Genomic DNA, 4,300 nt, shown 5'->3' on the forward strand with positions numbered 1-4,300 from the left:
CTTCGTAGCGGTCCGGGGCGAAGCGTCGTATCACATGATCTCCGGCCATTTGCGCGAAGCCGATGACCTCGGACGACGATGTCTGCAGATCGCGCAGGCCTCGAAAAATTTGGGCATGCTCCTCGAGGCGCATCACCATCTCTGGGCAACCAAGTTCTATATGGGGGATTATCTTGCCGCAGATCACCACGCAGGCTGCGGAATGGCGATTTACAATCCCGATAGGGATCACCAGCTGACTTATATATATACCGGTCATGATCCCGGGGTTTGCTGCCGGAATTTCTCTGCCCTAATGCTTTGCATACGCGGCTATCCTGATCAGTCTCTTGAGCGCTGCCGTGAGGCGATGGCGCTGGCTGAACGAGAGTCCCATTCCGTTACTTTGGCCACGGTCCAGGCCAACTTGGCAATTGTCCATCTCATGCGGCGGGAACCTGAGGAAGGTCGAGAATGGGCTGAAAAGCAGCTTGATGTATCAATTAGATATGGTCTGCCTCTCCTGGCGGCCACAGGTCGCTTCTACTTCGGTTGGGCCCATGCTCAGTTGGGACAAATGGACGAAGGCATCAAGAATATGCGCGAGGGCGTCGCGGGCATCGCCGCGACCGGAGCGGATATGGGCATGAATTTTTATCTTGCTGTGCTCGCCCAAGCTTGCGGCGAATATGGCGAGGCCGACGAGGGATTGGCGTTGCTAGAGAAGGGTTTGGGCGTCTTGGCCAAGTCTGGCTCAAAGTACCAGCTGCCCGAGCTCTTGCGCATCAAGGGCGAGCTCTTGTCGCGCCTAGATCCGCGCAAAGCCCTTGCTGAGAAATGGTTTCGCAAGTCTCTGGCGATGGCCCGTTCTGAGGGTGCGAGATCGACGGAACTGAGGGCCGCCATGAACCTCGCCCGTTGTTGCATAGACCGGGGGCGCGACAAAGAATGCGTGAACATCCTTGCCCCCATCTACGCTTGGTTCACCGAGGGCTTTGATACCCCCGACCTTATTGAAGCACGACAGTTGCTCGATCGCCTGCGGTAGGTCCAGTTCTAAACGGTTCCTAACGGGCAAGCTCGTCCGCCATTGATGGTCTGGTCCGGCTATCTGTTCCTGGCGCCTGGCCACACAGCTGAGCAGATCGCCAATATCGGCCACCTGTTTCATTCTTCAATTCGTGTATATACTTCATTCGATGCTTGTGGGATCTGGTCTGCGACAGCGACGGAAATTACTGCCGTCACAGAAACGTTGCCGCAGCCGTGCTAAGCGACATCGCCACCTGAAACGGATTGACCCGCATGACCGTCAATCGCCCGCCAAAGAAAAAGAGCCACCATACGAGCAAGCGTCCGCCCTTCGAGCGGATCGCCCTGCTTTTGCAAGGCGGCGGAGCGCTCGGCTCCTATCAGGCGGGTGTCTACCAGGCGCTTGCTGAGTCCGATCTGCATCCGGATTGGGTTGCTGGTATTTCGATCGGCGCGATCAACTCCGCCTTGATTGCCGGGAATGCGTCGCACAAGCGCGTCGACGCGTTACGTACTTTCTGGGAGACGATCACCGAGCCGCCATTTGGCTTGGCCTCGGTCGCCTCATCTATCCTTAGCAGACTTGCTGCGAGAGGTGATATGGCGCACGGTTTTGTCAATCAGGCGCAGGCATTTGCAACCATTGTGAACGGGGCGCCCGGCTTTTTTGTCCCGCGTCCCCTGCCGCCTTTCATCTCTCCGGCTGGAAGCATGGAGGCCGAAAGCTATTACGACGTTGCCCCGCTAAAGGCGACGCTTGAGCAATTGGTCGATTTCGACCGCATCAATTCCGGTCCGATGCGGTTCAGCGTTGGGGCGGTAAACGTGCGCTCCGGCAATTTCGAATATTTCGACAGCACGACGAATCAAATAACGCCCGAGCACATCATGGCAAGCGGCGCCTTGCCGCCTGGTTTCCCGGCGACAAGGATCGAGGGCGAGTACTATTGGGATGGCGGACTGATCTCCAACACGCCGTTGCAATGGGTACTGGAAAGCTTTCCGCGCAAGGATACGCTGGCTTTCCAGGTGGATCTATGGAACGCGAGGGGCGAGTTCCCGCGCGATCTGATTGGCATTGATCTCCGTCAGAAGGAGATCCGCTTCTCAAGCCGCACTCGCGCTGCTACCGACCAGTTCAAGAGGGCGCAGCGCCTGCGCCGTGCTCTCAACCATCTGCTGAAGATGGTGCCGAAAGAGACACTGGCAGCAGCAGACGATGAAACGAAGCTTCTGATCGAGCAGGCCGACGAAACTGTCTACAACATTGTTCAACTGATTTACCGCGCCAAATCCTACGAAGGGACTTCGAAAGATTATGAGTTTTCCCGCCTGACGATGGAAGAGCACTGGGCCTCGGGCTACAACGACGCGGTGCGCACGCTGCGCCATCCCGAAGTGCTGGAGCGCCCCGACACGCCGGACGGGGTTGCAACCTTTGACTTGGCCTAGCCACCGATTGCCACCGAACCGCACTCCAACCCAGCAGCGAGCACGCCCATGAACATAGAAAATGTCCGCGCCAATGCTTTCGCCATGCCGCTTAATGACCCGGCCTATCCGAAGCCGCCTTATAAGTTCTACAACCGCGAATACGTCGTCATCAATTACCGGACTGATCCGGCCGCGCTTCGCGCCGTCGTGCCAGAGCCACTCGAAGTGATTGGTGATACGGTGGCTTATGAGTTTATCCGGATGCCGGATTCCACGGGTTTCGGGGATTACACCGAGACTGGCCAGGTAATACCCGTTCGCTTCAGAACCCCCGCCGGCGAAATCCAGGAAGGCGGCTACGTGCATGCCATGTATCTCGATGACAATTCGCCCATTGCCGGTGGCCGCGAGATTTGGGGATTTCCGAAGAAGCTGGCGACACCAAAAATTCGGCACGAACAGGAGACGATCGTCGGCACGCTGCACTACGGAAGCGTGCTGTGCGCAACCGCGACCATGGGATACAAACATCGCGAGCTTGATTTCGCCCCTTTGGCTAAGTCGATGGCCAAGCCTGCGTTCATGATCAAGATCATCCCGCATGTCGATTGTTCGCCGCGCATCTGCGAACTCGTGCGCTATTATCTCGAAGATGTCACCGTGAAGGGAGCGTGGTCCGGTCCGGCGGCGCTACAGCTCTATGAACACGCCATGTGCGACGTGGCCCGCCTCCCCGTCCACGAAGTTATCTCAGCAAGTCACTATGTTGCCGATCTAACGCTCGGACTTGGCGAAGTCGTGTTCGATTATCTGAAATAGGATTGATACCCAAACGTCAAATGAGGTGCAGCATGTCACGTTTTACAGGAAGAGTTGCGATTATCACCGGAGCAGCCAGCGGCATCGGCAAGGAAATAGCCTTGCGCTTTGCCGCTGAGGGCGGCGTTCCCGTGATCGCCGATCTCAACATCGACGCGGCGAACGCGGCAGCCGCTGAGTTCAAGTCCAATGGCGTTGATGCATTTGCGGTCGCGATGAACGTAACCGACGAAGCGGAGGTCGAGAAGGGCGTTGCCGACGTCATTGCCAAATACGGGAAGATCGACATTCTGGTCAGCAATGCCGGGATACAGATCGTCAAACCTCTGGTCGATTTTCCTTTTGCCGATTGGAAGAAGCTTCTCTCGATCCATCTGGATGGAGCGTTTCTGACAACCAAGGCGTGCCTCAGCCATATGTACGCCGCCAATTACGGCCGTATCATCTACATGGGTTCGGTACACTCCAAAGAGGCATCGAAACTGAAGGCTCCATACGTAACCGCCAAGCACGGCCTGATCGGTCTCGCCAAGGTGGTGGCGAAGGAGGGTGCTGAACATAATGTTGCTGCCAATGTCGTTTGCCCTGGCTTCGTGCGCACTCCTCTGGTCGACAAGCAGATTCCGGAGCAGGCCAAGGAGCTCGGCATCACAGAAGACCAGGTGATCAAGACCGTTATGCTGAAGGACACTGTTGACGGCGAATTCACGACCACCGATGACGTGGCGGATGCCGTGCTATATTTCGCGGCCTCAAAGACCAACGCACTGACCGGCCAGTCGCTGGTCGTGAGTCACGGCTGGTATATGCAATAGGCGAGTAGGACAAGGATCACGTCTGAACTGCCTGCAAAATAGTATTTCCGCGGCGGGCCTCATTCATCGATGCAATTGCCGGCGGGACAAGCTCCGTGTACTCGTCGACGGTATGACCGCAGCCAATGACCTTGGTTTGACGACCGCCGTCCCGGCCCGATCCACCTACCCGCGGACCATCGACATCAAAGCAAACGCCGGTGACCCGCACGCCACAAAAG

At 57.0% G+C, this 4,300-nt stretch carries 4 protein-coding genes and 1 pseudogene; all 5 read left to right on the forward strand.

Annotation, left to right across the window (positions count from 1 at the left end; all coding sequences use genetic code 11):
• Positions 1-202 precede the first annotated feature (202 nt).
• Positions 203-1,027 (forward strand): hypothetical protein, encoded by an 825-nt coding sequence (locus tag AAAC48_RS06290; RefSeq protein ID WP_340653363.1) that lies wholly within the window; start codon positions 203-205, stop codon positions 1,025-1,027.
• A gap of 257 nt (positions 1,028-1,284) precedes the next feature.
• Complete coding sequence (locus AAAC48_RS06295; protein WP_340653364.1) at positions 1,285-2,463, forward strand: patatin-like phospholipase family protein; 1,179 nt, start codon at positions 1,285-1,287, stop codon at positions 2,461-2,463.
• Between the two features lie 48 nt (positions 2,464-2,511).
• The gene (locus tag AAAC48_RS06300) at positions 2,512-3,264 is read left to right on the forward strand and encodes an acetoacetate decarboxylase (RefSeq protein WP_340653365.1); all 753 of its coding nucleotides are present in this window, start codon (positions 2,512-2,514) and stop codon (positions 3,262-3,264) included.
• 32 nt (positions 3,265-3,296) lie between these two features.
• Positions 3,297-4,079, forward strand: a complete 783-nt coding sequence (locus AAAC48_RS06305) for a 3-hydroxybutyrate dehydrogenase (RefSeq protein ID WP_340653366.1) — start codon at positions 3,297-3,299, stop codon at positions 4,077-4,079.
• Between the two features lie 35 nt (positions 4,080-4,114).
• Positions 4,115-4,300, forward strand: a pseudogene (locus tag AAAC48_RS06310) (DUF6088 family protein); the annotation flags it as partial.

The sequence above is a fragment of the Phyllobacterium sp. genome (assembly GCF_037994405.1).
Taxonomy (GTDB): domain Bacteria; phylum Pseudomonadota; class Alphaproteobacteria; order Rhizobiales; family Rhizobiaceae; genus Phyllobacterium.

What these genes read in the sequence shown, in the direction of transcription:
- AAAC48_RS06295 (WP_340653364.1), top strand. Translation starts at nt 1,285, where the DNA reads ATGACCGTCAATCGCCCGCCAAAGAAAAAGAGCCACCATACGAGCAAG.
- AAAC48_RS06305 (WP_340653366.1), top strand. Translation starts at nt 3,297, where the DNA reads ATGTCACGTTTTACAGGAAGAGTTGCGATTATCACCGGAGCAGCCAGC.
- AAAC48_RS06300 (WP_340653365.1), top strand. Translation starts at nt 2,512, where the DNA reads ATGAACATAGAAAATGTCCGCGCCAATGCTTTCGCCATGCCGCTTAAT.
- AAAC48_RS06290 (WP_340653363.1), top strand. Translation starts at nt 203, where the DNA reads ATGGCGATTTACAATCCCGATAGGGATCACCAGCTGACTTATATATAT.